Here is a 22,804-nt window from a genome sequence, read left to right on the forward strand (position 1 = left end):
TTTCAAATGACCGATAACAGCATCCATAAAGCCTTCGAAGCCGAATGCCAGGCAGAAATCGCGCGTCAGGGCGATGACCAGAAACTCACCGGCCTGGCCCGGGATTTCTTCAATGAATCGGCAAGGCACAAATACAGCTACCACTTCTCGTGGATGGGCCGTCCGATCATCCAGTTGCCGCAAGACATGATGGCCATGCAAGAGATCATCTGGCAGGTCAAACCGGACCTGGTGATCGAATGCGGTATCGCCCATGGCGGTTCGATCATCTACTACGCATCGCTGCTGGAGCTGCAAGGCCACGGCGAAGTGCTGGGCATCGACCTCGACATTCGTCCGCACAACCGCGAGGCCATCGAGAGCCACCCAATGAGCAAGCGCATTTCGATGATCGAGGGTTCGAGCATCGATCCTGCTATCGCCGCACAAGTGCGTGCCGCTGCCGAAGGCAAGAAAGTCATTCTGGTGCTCGACTCCAACCACACCCACGATCACGTACTCGAAGAGCTGCGCCTGTACGCGCCGTTGGTCTCGGTGGACAGCTACTGCGTGGTCATGGACACCGTGGTTGAAGACATGCCGGCCGACTTCTTCCCGGATCGTCCATGGGGCCCGGGCGATAACCCGAAAACTGCCGTATGGAAGTATCTGGAAGAGAACAAAGACTTCGAAATTGACCAGCAACTGCAAAACAAGCTGCTGATCACCGTGGCGCCGGACGGTTATCTGCGTCGCGTTCGTTAATCAAAAGTGGTTTCAGGTTCTTGGCGATTGGCCGGTTGTGGGGATAGAAAGATGCAGGTTCAAAACAGTGCTCAAAACAACGTTGCGCCGCTGAACGAGCGGTTTACGGTGGTGGTGATTTCCCACAACCGGAAAGCGTTCCTGCGACGCACTTTGCAGTACTACAGCAGCTATCCCTGCACGGTCCTGATCCTGGATTCGTCCGTTGAGGGCGATAAAGACATTTCCCGGGATTTCCCGTCGGTCGACTATCGCCATTTGCCGCAATACACCTACAAGGGGCTGCAGGAAAAACTCACCTACGGCGTTAATCAGGTCACCACGCCGTACATGGTGTTCGCCGCTGATGACGATTTTCTGCTGCACCGCGCACTGACCGAGTCAGTGGAGTTTCTCGAAGCCAACCCTGACTACGGTCTGTGCCATGGCTACGGGATCATGTACCTGTCCCGGGCTACCGAGGTGAACTACTATCGCCGCGACCGCAAGGTGCATGAGGATTACAACTCGGAGTTGGCTGAGGATCGGGTCGTCCGGTTCATGGACAACTTCCTGCCGCCGTTCTATGCGGTGACCCGTACCGACCTGCTGCAACAGTGGTACAGCCTGCTGCCACCGGGTACCGGTTTCGAGTGGCAGGAAATCGGCCACACCTTCTACCTGCTGGCCTGCGCCAAGGCGCGGATTCTGCCAATTCCGTTTGCCGTGCGGGAAATAAACTACGGCGCCTCGGACCACAACACCAACGTGTTGACGGTGCTGACATTCAAGGATGCGAAAAGCGAGGCCGAGCGCGAGCACTTTGCCGAGTTCCTGGCCTCTATCCCGACGCCGCTCAGCGCCAAGGGCCTGGCCCAGGCCAAACAGATTGCCCTCGACAGCTTTGCGGCGATGGCCGATTGCTTGCTTGAAGGTCGCTCGCTCAAAGGCACGTCGATCATTCGTTCGGCCTGGCGCGAGGCGGGGGAAGAGCCGATTCGTAGCTTCGGCTCCGAGCAGTTTGTTGAAATGCCGTTCTACAACAAACCGGTGTTCGACCTGCTGACAGAGTTCGAATTCCTGCTGCACGCCATGCCCGCCGGCCGCCTGCAACTTCAGGAACTGGAAGGCATCCTGCTCAAGCAGCATGAGTTGATGCGCATTCATCCCAATGACACCGATCGCACAGTGCGTAGCCGCTTGTGGGAAGCCCTGAGCCTGAACGTGTTCAACCGTGCCGTGGTCAAGCGCCTGGCGGAGTCATTGAAGGACAGCGAAGAGCCGGAAGAGGGCCTCAAGCTGCAAGCCTGGGCCGAACGACTGGACGCCCTGCCGGGTCAGCAAGACCGCCGGCTGTTCGAGAACATGCCGTCCGGCCGGTTGCTCAACTGGCTCGAGGCGCGCAACCCGGATACCGCGCAACTCAAGACGATCGCTGCGCATTTGGCCAAACACAACGGTGGTCCGCAGTTCGGCATTCTGTTGCTGGATCTGGATGCCGACATGTTCAAGTTGCAGGCGACCTTCGACAGCCTGGTCGGTGGTCACTGCAAGGCGTTCAACGTGGTGGTGTTCACCACCGGCGATTTACCGGCGACTACCACCGTGCGCGACACCGTGCACTTCGTCAAAGTCACCGCAACCAATTACGTCGAGCGCATCAACCAGATCGTCGCCCAGTCCACTGCCGACTGGCTGTTGCTGGCCGAGGCCGGTGATCAGTTCACTGCCAGCGGTCTGCTGCGTGCCAGCCTCGAGTTGCAAGGTGCCGAGGGCTGTCGCGCGGTGGCCATGGACGAACTTCAGCGCAAGGCCGATGGCGCCCTGAGCGATGTATTCCGGCCGGGGGTCAACCTCGATCTGCTGCAAAGCGTTCCATCGCTGATGGCGCGCCACTGGCTGATTCGCCGTGATGTGCTGGCCCAGGCTCGAGGTTTCTCGGCCCAGTACACCCAGGCGCTGGAATTCGATCTGTTGCTGCGTCTGATCGAAGAAGGTGGTCTGGCGGGTCTGGCGCACCTGGCCGAGCCGTTGTTGATTTGCAATGCCCCGGTGGAGGAAGCCAACGCTCAGGAACAACAGGTGTTGACTCGATCTCTGGCGGCGCGGGGTTATCGCGCTCAGGTCAGTTCGGCGCTGCCGCTGACCTATCAGATCGACTATCAACACGCCGAGCGGCCGCTGGTGTCGATCATTCTCCAGAGTCAGGACAACCTTGAGGCACTGCAACGTGCGCTGGTCAGTGTGCTGCAACGCACCCGCTATCAGCGTCATGAAATACTGATCGCCGACAACCACAGCCAGTCCCAGGAACTGGCTATCTGGTTGAGCAGCCTGGAAGGCAAGGGTGATCGCATTCGCGTACTGCGCAGCACTAAGCGCCTGAGTGCATCGGCGCTGAACAACTTCGCGTGCGCCGAGGCCAAGGGTGACTACCTGGTACTGCTGTCGGCCGAATCCGAGGTGGTCAACGCCAACTGGCTCGAGAGTCTGGTCAATCAGGCCCAGCGTCCGGAAGTCGGAATCGTTGGCGCCAAGCTGATGGACATCCGTGGTGTTACGACTCAAGCCGGATTGATCCTTGGTTTGAATGGCGATCTTGGCTCGGCGTTTATCGGTGAGCGTAAAGACGCCAAGGGCTACATGAATGGCCACCAGGTGGAGCAGAACTATTCGGCGGTATCCGGTGCGTGCCTGATGATTCGCAAGGCGTTGTATGAAGCGGTCGGTGGCCTGGATGAAGAGCATTTCGATGAAGCCTTTGGCGATGTCGACCTGTGTCTGAAAGTCGCCGACGCAGGCTATCTCATTGTCTGGACGCCTCAGGCGCAGCTGCTGCACCCGGGTGTGTTGCCTGAGGCACCTCAGGCCCGCGCGGCGCTGCGTGACAAGTGGCAGGCGCGCTTCGCTCAGGATGCGGCCTACAACCAGAATCTTTCCCTGACCGGCAAGGGCTTTACCCTCGGCGAAGCTTCCAGTGTGAACTGGGCGCAGCTGCTTGCCTAAGTTGTCTGACCCAGTAAAAGGACTCACGACATGTTCAACGGCAAATTGCTCCTGAAAGATGCGCGTACCTGCCTGCTCGATGTGCATTGCGTTGAGTCACGGTCATGACGCCTTACCGCATTCCCTACGGCCGACAAAACATTGATCAGACGGATATCGATGCCGTCATGGAGGTACTCAAGTCGCCCTGGCTGACTCAAGGGCCAACCATCGAGCGCTTTGAAAGGGCACTGGCCGATCACTGCCAGGCCGAGCACTCGGTAGCGGTCTGTAACGCCACGGCGGCGTTGCACATCGCTTGCCTCGCCGCCGGGCTGGGGCCGGGCGATTATCTGTGGACAAGCCCGAACACCTTTGTCGCGTCCGCCAATTGTGGGCGCTACTGTGGCGCCGAAGTCGATTTCGTCGACATCGATCCTCACACCCTGAACCTGGATGCGCGGTTACTGGCAGAGAAACTCGAGGTTGCCGAAGCGGCCGGGAAGCTGCCCAAGGTGGTGGTGGCGGTCGCGTTCGCGGGGCAGAGTTGCGACATGCGCACGCTATCGCAGCTGTCTGAGCGGTATGGTTTTGTCCTGATCGAGGATGCTGCCCATGCGGTGGGTGCCTCGTACCTGGGGCGACCGGTCGGCTGTGGTCAATATGCGGCCATGACTATTTTCAGCTTCCACCCGGTCAAGATCATTACCAGCGCCGAGGGTGGCATGGTGCTGACCAATAATGCCGAGTATGCCGAGCGTTTGCGGCGGCTGCGCAGCCATGGCATCACGGGTGATCCGGCACAGATGAAGGTACCGGAGACGGGGTTGTGGTACTACCAGCAACTGGAGCTGGGGTTCAATTACCGGATGACCGATTTGCACGCCGCATTGGGGCTGTCGCAAATGGCGCGTCTTGACGCGTTTGTCGCCAGACGTCGTCAACTGGCCGCGCGTTATGAAACACTGCTCGTTGGCCTCGCTGTGACATTACCGGTCGTTCAGCCAGGCGCAGAGTCGGCCTGGCACCTGTATGTGGTTCGATTGCAGCTTTCGCGCATTACTCTCAGTCAACCGCAGGTGTTCGAAGTATTGAGGGCGGCGGGGCTGGGCGTGAACCTGCATTATATTCCAGTGCACTTGCAGCCTTACTACCGTGAACAGGGTTTCAAAGACGGCGATTTCCCTCAGGCCGAGCGTTATTTTGCCGAGGCCATCAGCCTGCCGTTGTACCCCGATCTGACGGATGAGCAGCAAGATGAAGTGGTGGAGCATTTAAGGCGAATCCTGGGTTGAACATCATGATTTATCGCGTGGGCACTTCTCACGACGTCAGGCTCATGCTGGAACACCGGCTGTGAGCTGCGTCGCCATCATTCCTGCCCGAGGTGGCAGCAAACGGATACCCCGCAAGAACCTCAAGCTGTTCGACGGCGTGCCGATGATTGTCCGTTCGATCCGTACGGCACTGGCATCGAACCTGTTCGATCAGGTGATCGTCAGCACCGACGATGAGGAAATTGCCGAACTCGCGCGGGCCAACGGCGCTGAAGTTCCGTTCATGCGTCCCGTCGCGCTTGCCGATGATTTCACGGGGACTGCCGCGGTCATCGTTCACGCCTTGAATCAACTGCCGGCGTTCGACTATGCGTGCTGTATCTACGCGACCGCGCCGCTGTTGCAGGCGAAGTATCTGCGTCAGGGGCATGAATTACTGGTGCAGCATCCGGACAAGTCCTTCGCTTTTTCCGTGGCCGGTTTCGACTTCCCGGTGCAACGTGCCTTGACCCTCGACGAGCAGGGTGCCTTGACCTCGCTCTATCCGGAGTTCCGCAACACCCGCTCCCAGGATTTGCCTGAAGCCTATCAGGATGCCGGCCAGTTCTATTGGGGGCGCACAGAAGCCTGGTTGCGCGGCGATGTGCTGTTTTCTCCGGCGAGCCTTCCGGTGATTCTGCCGCGGCATCTGGTGCAGGACATCGACACCCTCGAGGACTGGACGCGGGCCGAATACCTCTATGCCGCGTTGAAAGCTGGCGGAGAGCTGCAATGAGAGTGCTGATCCGCGCCGATGCGTCGCCGACCATTGGCAGCGGTCACATTGCTCGCTGTTTGACCCTGGCCAAAGTCTTGCGCAAGCAGGGTGCACAGGTAGCCTTTGCTTGCCGCCTGTTGCCGGGCCATCGACTGGATGCACTGCAAGCCGAGGGCTTTGAAGTCTTCGCCCTGGCGGCTCGTTACCCTGATGAAGACCCGCAGCAGGCAATCGAATCTTTGCTGCCTTGGCAGGCGGACATCGCCGCGCTTGGGCAGGCGCTGAGTAATCATCCGGCTTTCGATTGGGTCATTGTCGACCACTACGGCCTCGACCATCATTGGCAGACCGCAGCCCGCCGTTGGGCGCCAAGGATTGCTGCTGTGGACGACCTCGCCACTCGAACCTACAGCGTCGATTTGCTGCTCAACCAGAATTTATCGGGTACGCCCCAAGCTTATGCTTCGCTGCTGGCGCCCGGTTGCCAGACCTTGCTCGGCCCACGTTTTGCCCTGCTGCGCGATGAATTCTGCTGTCCGGCGATTCCGGTGAAGCCCCAGGTCAGGCGAGTACTGGTGAATTTCGGCGGCTTCGATGTGGCGATGCAAACCCATCACGCGATGTTGGCAATGGCGGATTTGCATGAACTCGAAGTCGATTTCGTCGCCGGTGCCGACAACCCGGCCTGGGCACAGATGCAGGCCTTGACGGCGTGTCGTCCGAACTGGCGCTTGCACAGCTTTGTCAGCGACTTTTACCGACTGATGACCGAGGCCGACCTGTTTGTCGGTGCCGGTGGCGGTACCAGTTGGGAGCGGGCGGCCATGGGGCTGCCGACGATCTGCATTGCGGTCTCGAATAATCAGCAGGCCAACGGCGAAATCATGGCGACCTCGGGTTCCCATGTGTATTTGGGCTCCCGCGAGCATGTCAGTGTCGAGCAGTTGCGTCAGGCCATCGCTTTTCTTGCGGGCAATCGGGGGTTGCGCCAAAGCCTGGCCGAACACTCGCGTCAGTTGGTCGATGGGCGGGGTGCGCAGCGGGTTGCGGCAGCACTCGCCGGTGCGGTATTGCAGGTTCGCAAGGCGTCCCTGGATGATGCGCAGTTGCTGTTTGAGGGGCGAAATGCCGAGTCGGTGCGGCGCTGGTCGCTGGATACGCAGGTCATCGATTGGCAGCGGCATCAGGACTGGCTGGCCGCGAGCTTGAGCAACCCCGGGCGATTACTGTTGATCGCCGAGGCGGATGATGGCCCGGTCGGGGTACTGCGTTATGACCTGGACGGACTGGCAGCCGAAGTCTCGATTTACCTGCTTGAAGCCCGCCTCGGTCTGGGGTGGGGCAGGGCTCTGCTGGCGCGGGGCGAAGCCTTCGCTACCGCCCACTGGCCGCAACTGCAGGCCATCACCGCGCAGGTGTTGCCGACCAATCAGCCGTCGCTGAAGGTTTTCCGAGAAGCAGGTTTCACTCAAAGTGCTTGCGCGTTCACGCGCGTATTGAAGGATCACAGCAATGACTAGTTTCAAGATCGGCAATCGCTTGATCGGTGCTGATACGCCGCCGTTCATCATCGCCGAGATGAGTGGCAACCATAACCAGTCCCTTGATGTGGCGCTGCAGATCGTCGAAGCCGCAGCCAAGGCCGGTGCCCATGCCTTGAAGCTGCAGACCTACACCGCCGAGACCATGACCCTGGACCTGTCCGAAGGTGAGTTTTTCATCAAGGACCCGAACAGCCTCTGGGCCGGCTCTTCGCTGTACGCGTTGTACGAGAAGGCCCACACACCGTGGGAATGGCACGCGCCGATTTTCGCCCGGGCCAAAGAGCTGGGCATGCTCGCGTTCTCCACACCGTTCGATGACACCGCGGTGGACTTCCTCGAAAGCCTCGACGTACCGGCCTACAAGATCGCCAGTTTCGAAAATACCGACCTGCCACTGATTCGGCGGGTCGCCGCCACCGGCAAGCCGTTGATCATTTCGACCGGCATGGCCAGCATCGCTGAACTCGACGAAACCGTGCGTGCCGCCCGTGAGGCCGGTTGCAAGGACCTGGTGTTACTCAAGTGCACCAGCACTTACCCTGCAACGCCTGCCAACAGCAACGTGCGGACGATTCCTCACTTGCGTGAATTGTTTGGCTGCGAAGTTGGCCTGTCCGATCACTCCATGGGTGTGGGAGTGTCTGTCGCCGCGGTGGCGCTGGGGGCGACGGTGGTGGAAAAACATTTCACCCTCGACCGTGCCGCGGGTGGTGTGGATGCCAGTTTCTCCCTCGAACCTGCGGAGCTGGCCAGCCTGGTGATCGAAACCGAACGCGCCTGGCAGGCCATGGGCCATGTGCATTACGGCGTGACCGAAGCCGAGCGCAAGTCCCTGGTGTACCGTCGTTCGCTTTATGTGACTCAGGACATGGCTGCCGGTGAACCCTTCACCGCCACCAATGTGCGGGCCATTCGTCCCGGCCTTGGGCTGGCGCCTAAACACGCGGAAAGCCTGCTGGGCCGCCGCGCCCGCCAGGCCATCAAGCGTGGTACGCCGCTGGATTGGTCGTTGGTCGAATAACCTGTTGTGGGGCTGATTCGGCAAAATAGAGTGACCTGCGAGTCATAACGCGCATCTTCACTGTATTGTATTAATCGGGGAGGTGGCGCCTGGTGTCTTTTTGACCCAGTGATAGCCTTTTATTCTTCCCGTCTGTCGCTCCCTCGGGGCGACATTTTTCTCTGTTTGTCGGCGCCCCTCGAATCCTTGCGAGCGGTGGTATTGGGCTGTTTATTATTGGGAAGCCGTAATGATTGGCATAAAGAGCATTGCGAGCTACGTTCCTGTAGCCGGCGTGGACAATTACGCACAAGGTGCAAAGTTCGAAAAGGATGAAGAATTCATCCTGGGCAAAATCGGTTCGGCCTTCCTGCCGCGCAAAGATGCCGGGCAGGAAACTTCGGACCTGTGTGTCGAAGCAGTCAATGCGCTGTTCGCCAACAATCCCGAATTGAACCGTGAATCCATCGACGTGCTGATCGTCGTCACTCAGAACGGCGACGAAGAAGGCCTGCCGCACACGGCGGCGATCGTTCAGGACAAACTCGGACTGCCGACCACGGTCGCCGCGTTTGATATTTCCCTGGGTTGCTCCGGCTATGTCTACGGCATCTATGCGATCAAGGGGTTCATGGAAGCCGCCGGCCTCAAGAATGGCCTGTTGGTGACTGCCGATCCGTACTCGAAAATCGTCGATCCGGAAGACCGCAACACCACCATGCTCTTCGGTGATGCGGCTACCGCCACCTGGATGGGCGAAGACGCGCCATGGCAGTTGGGCAAGGCCAAGTTCGGCACTGACGGTTCCGGCGCACCGCATCTGAAGGTCACCGATGGCGTGTTCTACATGAACGGCCGTCAGGTGTTCAACTTCGCGTTGCTCAAAGTCCCGGCGCATTTGCATGAGCTGCTGGGCGACTCAGGCCTGACGGCCGACGATATCGATGCTTTCTGCATTCACCAGGGCAGTGCTGCGATTGTCGACGCGGTGGCACGACGCTTTGAAGGTGAACCCGAGAAGTTCATCAAGGACATGGTCGAGACCGGCAACACGGTGTCTTCAAGCATTCCGTTGCTGTTGGAAAAACATGTCATGGACTCCGCCTGGAAGCGTGTCGCGTTGAGCGGTTTTGGCGTTGGTCTGTCATGGGGTTCGGCGATCATCTATCGTCCTTGAACCTCGGCTCTTTAGTCAAAGAATGCCAGGCACAAAAAAAAGCGTTCAAGGTGTAATCTTGAGCGCTATTTTTTTGCCCGAATGAAAAGCGAGGCTCCATGAGCGAGTTCTTTGAACGCAACGTTGACGTCATACAGCGACGCTGGCCGATGCTGTCTGCGCGCTTGCTGGTTGAGAACACACGCTTGTTGCAGGCTGAGCTGGTGGAAGGCATGGGCTCGACGCTGAGCATCGATGGCATTCAACTGACCAGCCGCCATGACCGCGTCCGTGAGGCCAGGCTTCAGGCCGACAGCCTGCCAGCCGACAGTCCGGTGGTGCATGTCTACGGCACCGGGCTTGGCGATCTGCAAGTGGAGCTGCTGACGCGCACCGGGCTTGAACGCTTGTATGTGCACATCCTCAACGGAGCGGTGTTTGCGCTGGTGCTGCAACTGCTGGATCAGCAGCAGTGGCTCGGCGATCCGCGGGTCCAGCTGATGTACGCCGGCGATCTGGCGGAAATCCAACTACCGTTTTTCGCCTTGCCGTCCGAGTTGGTGCTGGCCGATGACTTCAATGCCAAGATCCGCGATCGCCTGATCAGTGAAACCCACCTGACGTTTAATAATCGTGAGTTCGACCCTCAGGCTCCAAGCATTGTCGAGCGCTTGCAGGCGAGTCTGACGCTGGTGCAGGCCGATGGCGATGTGGCTGAGTTGTTCGGTTCCTGTGCCGGGCAGGAAGTGTTCGTCATTGCCACGGGCCCGAGTCTTGAGCTGCACTTCGATCGCTTGCGGGCGATTCGCGAGCAAGCGGTGCGACCGTTGTTCATTTGTGTCGATACGGCTTATCGGCCGCTACTCAATCATGGCATTCGCCCCGATGTGGTGGTCAGCATCGACCAGCGTATTTCGACCCGGCATCTGCCGCCTGAAGGCACATCCGCGATTACGCTGGTGTACATGCCGATGGTCGATCCTCTGGTATTGAGTGCCTGGCAGGGGTCGCGTTATACCGGTTACTCCGCCAGCCCGATCTATCAGCAGTTGCGTCAGCAATGGCCCAAGGGTGAGCTGTATGGGGGGGAGCGTGATTCATCCAGCGGTGGACCTCGCGGTGAAAATGGGCGCAGTGCAGGTCACCCTGTTCGGCGCCGACTTCGCCTTCCCCGGCGACAAGACCCATGCCGGCTGGAGCGATGGCGACCTCGGCCCGCAATTGGGAGCGGCCAAACACTGGGTGCTCGACGGGCATGGCCAGCGGATCAAGACGCAGCTCAACTTCCGCAGTTATCTGTGTGAGCTGGAGCGTTTTATCGCCGGTCATCCACAGGTGCGTTTCTATAACAGCAGTCGGGCAGGGGCGATGATCGCCGGTACCGCTTTTCACCCGGAGTTGGCGTTATGAGTGCGCTTGAGTCCTTTGTGATCGACGCGCAGCACTGTGCAGCATTGTTCCGCCTGGGGCGTGATGTGGAGGCCGGGCTGGCGATGATCGAACTGATCGGTGCGCTGCAGCCGTCCTTCGATCTGGCGTTGCCGGCTGCTCAGCAGCAGTGGGTGCGTTTGCTGGGGCCGATGCTCGAGTGTCAGGAGTCACTGAACTGGCTTGCCCTGGCGGACTACCTGGAATACGAACTGGTCCAGTTGTTGACTGACAGTCTGTCCATTTAAGCAATTTCGCTTCCGCCGGTGCCGGCGAGTCCTCGCCAACTTGTCACCGGCATTTCCCTGACGTCATTTTTTCGCTGCTTGATCGCGGCCAAGTCCTTTGTTTACGGGGGGTGGCAACGTGATGGCAAATATTTTTGAAAATCCCCTAAAGCAAGTTGCAATCCCGACGATAACTATTACGAAGGTTCTCTAGGCCATACCCGGCGGTTGCCAGGGCCGGAAGCCGCAGTACCCAACCAACGAGGAATTCGTCATGGCTTTAACAGTAAACACTAACGTCACATCGTTGAACGTTCAGAAAAACCTGAACAAGGCTTCCGATGCTCTGTCTACTTCGATGACTCGCCTGTCTTCCGGCCTGAAAATCAACAGCGCCAAAGACGACGCCGCCGGCCTGCAAATCGCTACCCGTATGACTTCGCAGATCCGTGGTCAGACCATGGCGATCAAAAACGCCAACGACGGTATCTCGATCGCTCAGACTGCTGAAGGCGCGATGCAAGAATCGACCAACATTCTGCAGCGTATGCGTGAACTGGCTGTTCAATCGCGAAACGACTCCAACGGTACCGACGACCGCGCTGCTCTGAACAAAGAGTTCGCAACCATGTCGGACGAACTGACCCGTATTGCCAAGTCGACCAACCTGAACGGTAAAAACCTGATCGACGGCACCGCTGGCACCATGACCTTCCAGGTTGGTTCCAACACCGGCTCTACCAACCAGATCACCATCACTCTGGACAGCGGCTTCGATGCTGCCACCCTGAGCGTTGACTCTGCTGCCATCGCCATCACCGGTAACGACAGCGCCACTGCTGAAGCCAGCACCGCTGCTGCAATCGACGCAATCGATGCTGCACTGAAAACCATCAACACCAGCCGTGCGGACCTCGGTGCTGCCCAGAACCGTCTGACCAGCACCATCTCCAACCTGCAGAACATCAACGAAAACGCCAGTGCTGCACTGGGTCGCGTACAAGATACCGACTTCGCTTCGGAAACTGCACAGCTGACCAAGCAACAAACTCTGCAACAAGCTTCCACCGCAGTTCTGGCTCAGGCCAACCAACTGCCATCCGCTGTACTGAAACTGCTTCAGTAATAGCTGAATGTGTTTTGGCGGGGGAGTGCGCACGTCGCGCTCTCTCGCTTTTTTGGTTTAAGAGGTGATGGACATGGATATGAGCGTGAAGCTGAACTTGTCTTATCCTGCGCACCAGCAGGCGACAAAGACTGTTGCCGATAAGCCGGCGCACAAGCCTCTAGCGGAAACTGCGCCAGTGGTTGCCGTCAAGGAAGAAAGTAAAGGCACCCAGACCGAGCAGGAACAACTGAAGATGGCCGTTCAGGAAATTGAAAAGTTTGTTCAGTCGGTCAAGCGTAACCTGGAGTTCTCGATTGACGAGCCTTCAGGCAAAGTTGTGGTAAAAGTGATCGCCAGTGACTCCGGTGAGGTGATCCGCCAGATCCCCAACGAAGAAGTCCTTAAACTGGCCAATAGCTTGAATGATGCAAGCAGCCTGTTGTTCAGCGCAAAAGCCTGACAGCTGGCATGAATTTTGTTGCTATGTTCTTTTGGGCGTTGTAGTGGTCAAAAGGCCGGCGACACACTGAAGGGAGTTTCACATGGCAAGTCCAATTCTACCGGGCACGGGTTTAGGCTCCGGCCTTGATACCGGTGCTATCGTCAAAGCCTTGGTGAACGCTGATAAAGCGGCCAAGCAAGGTCAGATTGACCGTGGGACTGCAACCAACACCGCAAGCATCTCCGGTATCGGGACCTTGAAGTCCTTGATGGCTGCGTTTACCAAATCCATGACTGATTTGGGCAGTAAAACCAACCCGCAGTTTCCCGGGTTTGCTGCGACTTCCTCTGATGTGAAATTTGTCACGGCCACCGCCAGTAACTCGGCCGTGGGCGGCAACTATGTCATCAACGTCGGCAATCTGGCCACATCGTCCAAAGTGGCCAGTGCCGCGTTTGCTGGTGGTACGAGCAGTGCTATCCCCACGGGCACGCTGACCATTAACCAGAGTGGCAAGAATTTCAACGTCAATGTGGCCGCCGGAGCGACATTGCAATCGGTTCGCGACTCGATCAACGCCGACAGCTCGCTCAAGGCTGCCGGTGTCAGTGCCAACATTGTCACCGACTCCTTTGGTTCGCGTCTCGTGCTGGGCTCCAGCAACACGGGCGCGGGCTCTGATATTTCCGTCAGTGGTATTGCCGGGCTTGAAATCGATGGAACTAACGTCGTCGGCACCACCGGCTCTCCAATGACCGCCACGTCAGCTGGCGCGATCGGTGCAGTGGCACTTGATGCCAAGTTCACCGTCGACGGCATGGCGTTGACCAGCAAGACCAACGCAGTCGACAAAGCCGTTTCCGGCCTGACGTTCAACCTGATTGCTGTAGGGACCTCGACTGTTACCGTGGCGGCGAATACCGATGGCTTGAAGGCGTCGATCCAAAAGTTCGTCGATGCCTACAACGCTATCGCCAACAGCGTCACTGCGTTGACCAAGCCTTCGCTCGATGATGATGGTAAGCCGACCGTTCCGGCAGCATTGACCGGTGATGCGCTGCCGCGTTCGATCCTGTCGGCGATTCGTGGTCCGTTGTCTGAAACCGGCTCGGGAGACAAGCTCACGGTGCTGGCGCAGTTGGGCATTACCACCAATCAGAAGACCGGTGCGCTCGATTTTGACAGCACCAAGTTCACTGCTGCGATGAATGACAAAAAACTGGGCGGTGAAGTCCAGGAGTTATTCACGGGTGACAACGGTCTGCTGGAGCGCATGAATAAGGCTATTGCGCCTTTTGCAGATACCGGCGGTATTCTGGATCAGCGTACAACCAGTCTGAACAAGACCAAGACCAAGCTGACCAACGACCAGGCTGCTCTGGATCGTCGTATCGAGACCCTGACCGCCGTACTGACCAAAAAATACAACGATATGGATACCCTCGTCGGCAAGCTGAAAGCCACTGCCAGCAACATCACCTCGATGTTCGAAGCAATGACCGCACAGCAGAAGAACAGCTGATGGTCTAGTAGCGCCAAAAGCCCGGCAGCGTTGTTAAACGCTCCGGGCTTTTGTGTTTTGCGACTAAAGTTTTTTGACGCGTCGTCGATACAGTGGTTATACGAACCACAGATTTTTTGATGAGGTACAACATGAATCCAATGTTAGCCCTTCGCCAATACCAGAAGATTGGCGCTCAGGCGCAGACTTCCGAGGCCAGTCCTCATCGTCTGGTACAGATGCTTATGGAAGGTGGGCTGGATCGTATTGCGCAGGCCAAAGGCGCGATGGAGCGTAAGGACATCCCGAACAAGGGCGTTCTGATTGGTAAGGCCATCGGCATCGTCGGCGGTTTGCGTGAAGGTCTGGATCTGGAAAACCAGGCTGAATCGGTGGGTGAGCTGGATAACCTCTACACCTACATGATGAAGCGTCTGGCCGAAGCCAACATCAAGACAGATCCAAAGATTCTCGACGAAGTCGCTGATTTGCTTCGCACTGTCAAAGATGGGTGGGATGCTATCGCCGTGCCGGGTCCGCAGTTTTAAGGAGATCACCATGAGTCTTGTATTGCAGCGAATCGAACAAACCCGTGAAGGCCTGGTCGGTGCTTTGGCCGAGCGTAACTGGGAAGCCATTGGTGAATTGGACCTGGCTTGCCGTTCCTGCATGGAAGACGTCTTGAGTGAAGCTTCGGTGGACGAGGCCGCGTTGCGCGATAATCTTGAGGAGTTGCTGGGGGTGTACAAACAGCTTCTTGAGGCGGCGACAGGAGAGCGGCAAGCGATAGTTGATGAGATGTCGCAGATCCACCAAGCACAGAGCGCGGCAAAGGTTTACCATCTGTTCGGTTAATTAATCCCCGGTTAATCCAAACATAGTGCGCCATAAATTTGACTGTGCACGGTTTTTTGACTTAACTAGTGGCTGATTCCAGATTTCAGGCGTCTACAGGCATAACGTGTCTGAAAGCGTCTAGCTTGCCCCAGCATTTGGGCATTGAGTTGACTAGGGAAGTTGCTATTGCATGTGGCGTGAAACCAAAATTCTGCTGATTGATGACGATAGCGTCCGTCGCCGCGACCTGGCGGTGATTTTAAATTTTCTTGGCGAAGAAAATTTACCCTGCGGTAGCCATGACTGGCAGCAGGCTGTCGGCTCATTGTCATCAAGTCGTGAAGTAATCTGTGTCCTGATCGGGACGGTTAATGCTCCTGGTGCACTTGTGGGCTTGTTAAAGACACTCTCAACCTGGGATGAGTTCCTTCCGGTTTTGTTAATGGGCGATAATTCTTCCCTTGACTTGCCAGAAGACCAGCGTCGCCGAGTGCTTTCGACCCTCGAGATGCCACCCAGCTACAGCAAACTCCTCGACTCCCTGCACCGTGCCCAGGTCTATCGCGAGATGTACGACCAGGCCCGCGAGCGCGGCCGTCATCGCGAACCCAATCTTTTCCGCAGTCTTGTCGGCACCAGCCGGGCGATTCAACACGTCCGTCAGATGATGCAGCAAGTCGCCGACACCGACGCCAGTGTGCTGATCCTCGGTGAGTCCGGGACCGGCAAGGAAGTGGTCGCGCGCAACCTGCACTATCACTCCAAGCGTCGTGACGCGCCGTTCGTACCGGTCAACTGCGGGGCGATCCCGGCCGAGTTGTTGGAAAGCGAACTGTTTGGCCACGAGAAGGGCGCCTTCACCGGGGCAATCACCAGCCGCGCCGGGCGTTTCGAACTGGCCAATGGCGGCACGCTGTTCCTCGATGAAATCGGCGACATGCCGCTGCCGATGCAGGTCAAGTTGCTGCGCGTATTGCAGGAGCGCACCTTCGAGCGCGTGGGCAGCAACAAGACCCAGAGCGTCGATGTGCGGATCATCGCGGCGACCCACAAGAATCTCGAAAGCATGATCGAGATCGGTACCTTCCGCGAAGACTTGTACTACCGCCTGAACGTATTCCCGATCGAGATGGCGCCGCTGCGCGAGCGTGTCGAAGACATTCCGCTGCTGATGAACGAGTTGATCTCGCGCATGGAGCACGAGAAGCGTGGGTCGATCCGTTTCAATTCCGCGGCGATCATGTCGCTGTGCCGCCACGGCTGGCCGGGCAACGTCCGCGAACTCGCCAACCTGGTGGAGCGCATGGCGATCATGCATCCGTATGGGGTGATCGGCGTGGTCGAGCTGCCGAAGAAATTCCGTTACGTCGACGACGAAGACGAGCAACTGGTCGACAGCTTTCGCAGCGATCTTGAAGAGCGCGTGGCCATCAACGGTCACACCCCGGACTTCTCGGCCGGTGCCATGCTGCCGCCAGAAGGCCTGGACCTGAAAGACTACCTCGGTGGTCTGGAACAAGGGCTGATTCAGCAGGCGCTGGATGATGCCAATGGCATCGTGGCGCGCGCGGCAGAGCGGCTGCGTATTCGTCGCACCACACTGGTGGAAAAGATGCGCAAGTACGGTATGAGCCGTCGTGACGGTGATGAACAGGCAGATGATTGACGCCTGTTTTTCAAGTCCTTCATTTGTAGGCGGTTTTTTTTAGGCACGGGTATTGCTACATCCCTCGCAACGTTCCGTTTAACTGACGGTCAGCCAAGCGAGAGAGCACGATGCCCCAAGCCGCCCAGATGTCTCCTGTCCCTGACGCTTCGGGACAACCGTCGTCCGTAGAGCAGGCGAGCCGGCTTGGCCTTGAGCAGGCGTTTGCACTGTTCAACCAGATGTCGAGCCAATTGACCGATTCCTACAGCATGCTCGAAGCCCGGGTCCTCGAGCTCAAGGGTGAACTGGCGGTGGTCAGCGCTCAGCGCATGCAGGAGCTGGCGGAAAAAGAACGCCTGGCCAACCGGCTGCAAAACCTCCTCGATCTGTTGCCCGGCGGCGTCATCGTCATCGACGCCCAAGGCATTGTGCGCGAAGCCAACCCCGCTGCCTGCGAACTGCTCGGTCTGCCCCTCGAAGGCGAGTTGTGGCGTCATGTCATTGCCCGCTGCTTTGCGCCCCGTGAAGACGACGGTCACGAAATCTCGCTCAAGGACGGTCGGCGTTTGTCGATCTCCACTCGTTCGCTGGATGCCGAGCCCGGTCAGTTGGTGTTGCTCAACGACCTGACTGAAACCCGTCATCTGCAAGATCAGTTGGCCCGCCACGAACGTCTGTCATCCCTCGGCCGAATGGTCGCTTCGCTGGCTCATCAGATTCGTACCCCCTTGTCCGCCGCCTTGCTCTACGCCAGTCATTTGACTGAGCAAGCGTTGCCGGTCGAGACCCAGCAGCGTTTTGCCGGGCGCCTGAAAGAGCGTCTGCATGAGTTGGAGCATCAGGTTCGCGACATGCTGGTGTTTGCGCGCGGCGAGCTGCCGCTGACCGATCGCGTCACGCCCAAAGTGCTGATGCAGTCGCTGCAGGCGGCCGCACTGACCCATGTGCAGGACCTGCCGATTCGCTGGCAATGCGACAGTCATTGCGGCGAGTTGCTGTGCAATCGTGACACGCTGGTCGGGGCGATCCTGAACCTGATCGAGAACGCCATCCAGGCCAGTGCCGGTGATGTTCGCTTGAAGGTCCACCTCTATACCCGTGACGACAATTTGCGCGTATCTGTCAGTGACAGCGGCAGTGGCATCGACACGAAGGTGCTGGCACGACTCGGCGAGCCGTTTTTTACCACTAAAACCACCGGGACGGGCCTTGGCCTGACCGTGGTCAAGGCAGTGGCACGTGCCCATCAGGGAGAATTGCAGCTGCGCTCGCGGCTGGGGCGCGGCACTTGTGCGCAGGTCATCCTGCCGCTTTTTTCCGGTGAAAAGCCCCACGCTCAGGGAGCGGAGTGAAGGACATGGCAATCAAGGTTTTACTGGTCGAGGATGACCGCGCGCTACGCGAAGCACTGGCGGATACGCTGCTGCTCGCCGGGCACGATTTCAAAGCCGTCGGTTCGGCGGAAGAAGCGCTGGCAGCGGTCGGTACCGAGGCGTTCAACCTGGTGCTGAGTGACGTCAATATGCCGGGCATGGACGGCCATCAACTGCTCGGATTGCTGCGCACTCGTCAGCCGCAGCTGCCGGTGTTGCTGATGACCGCTCACGGTGCTGTCGAGCGGGCGGTCGATGCGATGCGCCAGGGCGCGGCGGATTACCTGGTCAAACCGTTCGAGCCTAAAGCCTTGCTCGATCTGGTGGCGCGTCATGCGCTGGGCAGTCTCGGCGCGACCGAGGGTGAGGGGCCTGTAGCGTTCGAACCGGCCAGTGCGCAGTTGCTGGAATTGGCCGCACGGGTGGCGCGCAGTGATTCCACGGTGTTGATCTCCGGTGAGTCCGGGACCGGCAAGGAAGTGCTGGCGCGTTACATCCATCAGCACTCTCACCGCGCCAGTCAGCCGTTCATTGCGATCAACTGTGCAGCGATCCCGGACAACATGCTCGAAGCCACCTTGTTCGGTCACGAAAAGGGTTCGTTCACTGGCGCCATCGCCGCGCAGGCCGGCAAGTTCGAGCAAGCGGATGGCGGCACGATCCTGCTCGATGAAATCTCCGAAATGCCCCTGGGCCTTCAGGCCAAGTTACTGCGGGTATTGCAGGAGCGCGAAGTCGAGCGAGTCGGCGCTCGCAAGCCGATCACGCTGGACATTCGAGTGGTCGCCACCACCAACCGTGACCTGGCCGGTGAAGTGGCAGCGGGGCGTTTTCGTGAAGACCTTTACTATCGCCTGTCGGTGTTTCCGTTGGCCTGGCGTCCGTTGCGCGAACGTACCGCCGACATCCTGCCATTGGCCGAGCGTCTTCTGGCCAAGTACGTCAATAAAATGAAGCATGCCGCGGCAAGGCTGTCGCCCGAGGCGCAGGCGTGCCTGATCGGTTATCCATGGCCGGGTAATGTGCGTGAGCTGGATAACGCGATTCAGCGGGCGCTGATCCTGCAACAGGGCGGATTGATACAGCCTGAGGATTTCTGTCTGGCCGGACCGGTCGCTTGTGCGCCATTGCCAGCCTTGGCGCCAACGTCCGTGCGAACCGTGGAGGTCGAATCCGAGTCGGCCGGGGCGCTGGGTGATGACCTGCGTCGCCGTGAGTTCCAGATGATCATCGACACCTTGCGCTCCGAACGCGGCCGTCGCAAAGAGGCCGCCGAGCGTTTGGGCATCAGTCCGCGCACCCTGCGTTACAAGCTGGCGCAGATGCGTGATGCCGGAATGGACGTGGAAGCTTATTTGTTCGCCACCTGATCCGATTTTGGTAGCAGCTGGCGAAGCCTGCGTCCGGCTGCGCAGCAGTCGTGAAATCAGTCAGCGCGGTGTTTCAGAATGACCGAGTGTTCAGGTTTTACGACTGCTGCGCAGCCGGACGCAGGCTTCGCCAGCTGCTACAGATTGCATTACGACTTGAAAGACTGGGCTTTTGTTTAGAGCGGCCATGGAGCTGGCACCCTTGTTGCTAACACCTCACTACCCGCCGAGTGAGTGTCAAAAAATTGCGGGTCGCCAAAGACGTAGCTCGTCAAAGAGAGAAGCCATGAGCCAAGGTATTGAATTCAATCGATTGATGCTGGACATGCGTTCCATGCAAATGGATGCCATGTCTGCGTCGAAATCGACTGCCGCCGTTCCTGAACTGGGTGGCAGCAGCTTTTCCGACATGCTCGGTCAGGCCGTCAATAAAGTGAACGAGACGCAGCAGGCGTCCAGTCAGTTGGCCAGTGCCTTCGAGATCGGTAAGAGTGGCGTCGACCTGACGGACGTGATGATTTCCTCGCAGAAGGCCAGCGTGTCTTTTCAAGCGTTGACCCAAGTACGCAACAAGCTGGTTCAGGCATACCAAGACATCATGCAGATGCCGGTTTAAGGACGAATTGAGTCATGGCAGAAGCAGTCGCCGATAATGTTCCGGCCAAGGCCACTCCAATAGACGGCAAGCCGCCGCTGTTCGGGTTGTCCTTCCTGGAAAACCTCTCCGAGATGACCATGTTGCGTCAGGTAGGCCTGTTGGTCGGCCTGGCTGCGAGCGTGGCGATTGGCTTTGCCGTGGTGTTGTGGTCCCAGCAGCCGGACTACCGGCCTCTATACGGCAGCCTTGCCGGTATGGACGCCAAACAGGTCATGGATACCCTGGCCGCAGCCGACATTCCCTATACCGTTGAACCGAACTCCGGTGCCTTGCTCGTCAAGGCCGATGACCTGTCCCGTGCGCGAATCAAACTCGCAGGCGCTGGTGTCACTCCCAGTGATGGCAACATCGGTTTTGAAATTCTCGACAAGGACCAGGGCCTGGGCACCAGCCAGTTCATGGAAGCGACCCGTTATCGTCGCGGTCTCGAAGGCGAACTGGCCCGCACCATCTCCAGCCTGAACAACGTCAAGGGTGCCCGCGTGCACCTGGCGATTCCGAAAAGTTCGGTGTTCGTGCGCGACGAGCGCAAGCCGAGCGCTTCGATTCTGGTGGAACTGTACGCCGGCCGCTCGCTGGAGCCTGGCCAGGTGCTGGCGATCATCAACCTGGTGGCCACCAGTGTTCCCGAACTCAGCAAATCCCAGATCACTGTCGTCGACCAGAAGGGCAACCTGCTGTCGGATCAGGCGGAAAACTCCGAACTGACCATGGCCGGCAAGCAATTCGATTACAGCCGTCGCATGGAAAGCATGCTGACTCAGCGCGTGCACAACATCCTGCAACCGGTGCTGGGCAACGATCGCTATAAAGCCGAAGTCTCGGCCGATGTGGATTTCAGTGCCGTCGAGTCGACCTCCGAGCAATTCAACCCGGACCAACCGGCGTTGCGCAGCGAGCAGTCGGTCAACGAACAACGTACCGCCAGCAATGGCCCACAAGGTGTGCCGGGTGCCCTGAGCAACCAGCCGCCGTCGCCTGCCTCCGCACCGCAAACCACCGGTGGCGCTACCGCGTCGGCCGGCATGGTGCAGCCAGGCCAGCCACTGCTGGATGCCAACGGTCAGCAAATCATGGACCCGGCCACCGGCCAGCCTATGCTTGCACCGTACCCGGCGGACAAGCGTCAACAGTCCACCAAGAACTTCGAACTCGACCGTTCCATCAGCCACACCAAACAGCAGCAGGGCCGATTGAATCGCCTCTCGGTGTCGGTGGTGGTGGATGACCAGGTCAAGATCAACGCGGCCAACGGTGAAACCACCCGTGCGCCGTGGACCGCCGATGAATTGGCGCGCTTCACTCGCCTGGTACAGGATGCCGTAGGCTTCGACGCCAGCCGTGGTGACAGCGTCAGCGTGATCAACATGCCGTTCTCCGCCGAGCGCGGTGAAGTGATTGCCGAAATTCCGTTCTACTCCCAGCCTTGGTTCTGGGACATCGTCAAGCAAGTGCTGGGTGTCTTGTTCATCCTGGTGCTGGTGTTCGGTGTGCTGCGTCCGGTGCTCAACAACATCACCGGCGGCGGCAAAGACAAACAGCTAGGCATCGGCAGCGACGTCGAGTTGGGTGGCATGGGCGGCCTGGACGGCGAACTGGCCAACGACCGCGTCAGTCTCGGCGGCCCGACCAGCATCCTGTTGCCGAGCCCAAGCGAAGGCTATGACGCACAGCTGAACGCAATCAAGAGTCTGGTGGCAGAAGATCCGGGTCGCGTGGCCCAGGTCGTGAAAGAGTGGATTAACGCAGATGAGTGATAACCGAGCCGTTGCCGCCAAATTGTCCAAGGTCGACAAAGCCGCGATTCTGCTGCTGTCCCTGGGTTCTACCGACGCTGCCCAAGTGCTGCGCCACATGGGGCCCAAAGAGGTCCAGCGTGTGGGTGTGGCCATGGCCCAAATGGGTAACGTGCACCGCGAGCAGGTCGAGCAGGTGATGAGCGAGTTCGTCGACATCGTCGGCGACCAGACCAGCCTCGGCGTCGGCTCTGACGACTACGTGCGCAAAATGCTCACGCAGGCCCTGGGCGAAGACAAGGCCAATGGCCTGATCGACCGGATCCTGCTGGGCGGCAACACCAGTGGCCTCGACAGCCTGAAGTGGATGGAACCGCGCGCCGTCGCCGACGTGATCCGTTACGAGCACCCCCAGATCCAGGCGATCGTGGTGGCGTATCTCGATCCGGACCAGGCCGGCGAAGTGCTCGGCAACTTCGACCATAAGGTGCGTCTGGACATCATTCTGCGGGTTTCCTCGCTGAACACTGTGCAGCCTGCGGCCCTGAAAGAACTCAACCAGATTCTCGAGAAGCAGTTCTCCGGCAACTCGAATGCCTCGCGCACCACCCTGGGTGGCATCAAGCGTGCGGCAGATATCATGAACTTCCTCGACAGCTCGATCGAAGGTCAGTTGATGGACTCGATTCGCGAAGTCGACGAAGACCTGTCCGGTCAGATCGAAGACCTCATGTTCGTGTTCAACAACTTGTCCGATGTCGACGATCGCGGTATTCAAGCGCTGCTGCGCGAAGTGTCTTCCGACGTGCTGGTGCTGGCCCTCAAGGGGTCGGACGAAGGCGTCAAAGAGAAGATCTTCAAGAACATGTCCAAACGGGCGGCCGAACTGTTGCGCGACGACCTCGAGGCCAAAGGCCCGGTGCGCGTCAGCGACGTGGAAACCGCGCAGAAAGAAATCCTCACCATTGCCCGCCGTATGGCCGAAGCCGGAGAAATCGTTCTCGGCGGGAAGGGCGGCGAAGAGATGATCTAAG

Annotated in this window: 19 protein-coding genes and 1 pseudogene; all 20 read left to right on the forward strand. The window is 58.7% G+C overall.

The features are described 5' to 3' along the window. Positions 1-6 precede the first annotated feature (6 nt). The 20 genes and pseudogenes from JFU47_RS25175 to fliG all read left to right on the forward strand — a co-directional run bounded on the left by JFU47_RS25175 (position 7) and on the right by fliG (position 22,803). Complete coding sequence (locus JFU47_RS25175; protein WP_140682014.1) at positions 7-744, forward strand: cephalosporin hydroxylase family protein; 738 nt, start codon at positions 7-9, stop codon at positions 742-744. A 51-nt stretch (positions 745-795) separates the two neighbouring features. After that, positions 796-3,729 (forward strand): TIGR00180 family glycosyltransferase, encoded by a 2,934-nt coding sequence (locus tag JFU47_RS25180; RefSeq protein ID WP_201186418.1) that lies wholly within the window; start codon positions 796-798, stop codon positions 3,727-3,729. 104 nt (positions 3,730-3,833) lie between these two features. Then, positions 3,834-5,003: a UDP-4-amino-4,6-dideoxy-N-acetyl-beta-L-altrosamine transaminase gene (gene pseC / locus JFU47_RS25185; RefSeq protein ID WP_201186428.1), complete on the forward strand. Its 1,170-nt coding sequence runs from the start codon at positions 3,834-3,836 to the stop codon at positions 5,001-5,003. A 61-nt stretch (positions 5,004-5,064) separates the two neighbouring features. Beyond that, the gene (pseF, locus tag JFU47_RS25190) at positions 5,065-5,760 is read left to right on the forward strand and encodes a pseudaminic acid cytidylyltransferase (RefSeq protein ID WP_201186430.1); all 696 of its coding nucleotides are present in this window, start codon (positions 5,065-5,067) and stop codon (positions 5,758-5,760) included. Then, entirely contained in the window at positions 5,757-7,262 is a 1,506-nt protein-coding gene (pseG, locus tag JFU47_RS25195; RefSeq protein WP_201186438.1) for a UDP-2,4-diacetamido-2,4,6-trideoxy-beta-L-altropyranose hydrolase, read from the forward strand. Before pseF ends, pseG begins: the two co-directional genes overlap by 4 nt. Beyond that, complete coding sequence (gene pseI / locus JFU47_RS25200) at positions 7,255-8,307, forward strand: pseudaminic acid synthase (protein WP_201186440.1); 1,053 nt, start codon at positions 7,255-7,257, stop codon at positions 8,305-8,307. Before pseG ends, pseI begins: the two co-directional genes overlap by 8 nt. A 229-nt stretch (positions 8,308-8,536) precedes the next feature. Further along, positions 8,537-9,463, forward strand: a complete 927-nt coding sequence (locus tag JFU47_RS25205) for a ketoacyl-ACP synthase III (protein WP_201186442.1) — start codon at positions 8,537-8,539, stop codon at positions 9,461-9,463. A 98-nt stretch (positions 9,464-9,561) separates the two neighbouring features. After that, positions 9,562-10,852 (forward strand): annotated as a pseudogene (locus tag JFU47_RS25210) (motility associated factor glycosyltransferase family protein). Further along, complete coding sequence (locus JFU47_RS25215) at positions 10,849-11,118, forward strand: hypothetical protein (RefSeq protein ID WP_123364539.1); 270 nt, start codon at positions 10,849-10,851, stop codon at positions 11,116-11,118. Before JFU47_RS25210 ends, JFU47_RS25215 begins: the two are co-directional and overlap by 4 nt. Before the next feature lie 253 nt (positions 11,119-11,371). Then, the gene (locus JFU47_RS25220; RefSeq protein WP_201186444.1) at positions 11,372-12,223 is read left to right on the forward strand and encodes a flagellin domain-containing protein; all 852 of its coding nucleotides are present in this window, start codon (positions 11,372-11,374) and stop codon (positions 12,221-12,223) included. A 73-nt stretch (positions 12,224-12,296) separates the two neighbouring features. After that, entirely contained in the window at positions 12,297-12,665 is a 369-nt protein-coding gene (locus tag JFU47_RS25225) for a flagellar protein FlaG (protein ID WP_201186446.1), read from the forward strand. Positions 12,666-12,747: 82 nt separating this feature from the next. Then, the gene (fliD, locus tag JFU47_RS25230; RefSeq protein ID WP_201186455.1) at positions 12,748-14,169 is read left to right on the forward strand and encodes a flagellar filament capping protein FliD; all 1,422 of its coding nucleotides are present in this window, start codon (positions 12,748-12,750) and stop codon (positions 14,167-14,169) included. Positions 14,170-14,300: 131 nt separating this feature from the next. Continuing rightward, the gene (gene fliS / locus JFU47_RS25235; RefSeq protein WP_140681992.1) at positions 14,301-14,696 is read left to right on the forward strand and encodes a flagellar export chaperone FliS; all 396 of its coding nucleotides are present in this window, start codon (positions 14,301-14,303) and stop codon (positions 14,694-14,696) included. 10 nt (positions 14,697-14,706) lie between these two features. Beyond that, the gene (locus tag JFU47_RS25240; RefSeq protein WP_008151048.1) at positions 14,707-15,003 is read left to right on the forward strand and encodes a hypothetical protein; all 297 of its coding nucleotides are present in this window, start codon (positions 14,707-14,709) and stop codon (positions 15,001-15,003) included. Between the two features lie 172 nt (positions 15,004-15,175). Continuing rightward, complete coding sequence (locus tag JFU47_RS25245; RefSeq protein WP_123364544.1) at positions 15,176-16,651, forward strand: sigma-54 dependent transcriptional regulator; 1,476 nt, start codon at positions 15,176-15,178, stop codon at positions 16,649-16,651. A 128-nt stretch (positions 16,652-16,779) separates the two neighbouring features. Then, positions 16,780-17,985, forward strand: coding sequence for a sensor histidine kinase (locus JFU47_RS25250; protein WP_201187332.1), 1,206 nt, complete (start codon positions 16,780-16,782; stop codon positions 17,983-17,985). Between the two features lie 5 nt (positions 17,986-17,990). Continuing rightward, complete coding sequence (gene fleR, locus JFU47_RS25255) at positions 17,991-19,376, forward strand: sigma-54-dependent response regulator transcription factor FleR (protein ID WP_140681986.1); 1,386 nt, start codon at positions 17,991-17,993, stop codon at positions 19,374-19,376. Positions 19,377-19,662: 286 nt separating this feature from the next. After that, entirely contained in the window at positions 19,663-19,992 is a 330-nt protein-coding gene (gene fliE / locus JFU47_RS25260) for a flagellar hook-basal body complex protein FliE (protein WP_140681984.1), read from the forward strand. A 14-nt stretch (positions 19,993-20,006) separates the two neighbouring features. Then, on the forward strand, positions 20,007-21,791 hold the full coding sequence (gene fliF, locus JFU47_RS25265; RefSeq protein ID WP_033055977.1) for a flagellar basal-body MS-ring/collar protein FliF: 1,785 nt from the start codon (positions 20,007-20,009) through the stop codon (positions 21,789-21,791). Then, positions 21,784-22,803: a flagellar motor switch protein FliG gene (gene fliG, locus JFU47_RS25270; RefSeq protein WP_007948903.1), complete on the forward strand. Its 1,020-nt coding sequence runs from the start codon at positions 21,784-21,786 to the stop codon at positions 22,801-22,803. Before fliF ends, fliG begins: the two co-directional genes overlap by 8 nt. Position 22,804 lies beyond the last annotated feature (1 nt).

Origin of the sequence: Pseudomonas sp. TH39(2020), from assembly GCF_016650715.1 — a bacterium.
GTDB lineage: Bacteria > Pseudomonadota > Gammaproteobacteria > Pseudomonadales > Pseudomonadaceae > Aquipseudomonas > Aquipseudomonas mandelii_C.